The following is a 797-nucleotide window of genomic DNA, read 5'->3' on the forward strand; positions in this document are numbered from 1 at the left end:
CTATTGAACGTTTCCTCGACCGCTTCAGCCGTATCTATACTCCGGCCATTATTGCACTGTCGCTGGCGGTGGTACTGGTACCACCGCTGCTCATGGGCGCTGCATGGCAGCCGTGGATCTATAAAGGATTAACACTGCTGCTGATCGGATGCCCGTGCGCGCTGGTGATTTCCACCCCGGCGGCGATCACTTCCGGGCTGGCCGCTGCAGCACGCCGTGGTGCATTGATTAAAGGCGGCGCGGCGCTGGAAAACCTAGGCAGCGTGCGAACCATCGCCTTTGATAAAACCGGCACACTGACTGAAGGCAAACCGCAGGTCACCGCTATTCTGCCGCTGGCCGCACTGGATGAGCATCAGTTACTGGCAACGGCTGCCGCCATCGAACAGGGCTCATCCCACCCGCTGGCGCTGGCGATTGTGGCGGCGGCAACAGACCGACAGCTGACCATCCCTGAAGCCGAAGCGCAACGCGCCCTGGCGGGCAGCGGTGTGGAAGCAATTGTGAGTGGTCGCTTACTTTCCATATGCGCACCATCAAAACTGCCTGAAGCGTTGCTGGCACCGCAGCGTGAGAACGTGGAAACCCTGGAAAACGCGGGCAATACCGTAGTGCTGATGCATGATGGCCAGCAGTTGCTGGGGATCATTGCGCTGCGCGATACGCTGCGTGCCGATTCCAAAGCTGCACTGGACGAGCTGAAGTCACTGGGCATCCAGGCCGTGATGCTGACGGGCGATAATCCACGCGCGGCCGCGGCCATCGCCACTGAGTTGAATATTGATTACCGCGCAGGC

At 60.2% G+C, this 797-nt stretch carries 1 protein-coding gene; it reads left to right on the forward strand.

The features are described from left to right. Window positions 1-797, forward strand: a 797-nt coding sequence (locus tag WH277_RS00580) for an HAD-IC family P-type ATPase (protein ID WP_339503758.1), incomplete at both ends; no start/stop codon positions are given.

This window comes from Erwinia sp. MYb416 (genome assembly GCF_037479575.1).
Taxonomy (GTDB): Bacteria; Pseudomonadota; Gammaproteobacteria; order Enterobacterales; family Enterobacteriaceae; genus Erwinia; species Erwinia rhapontici.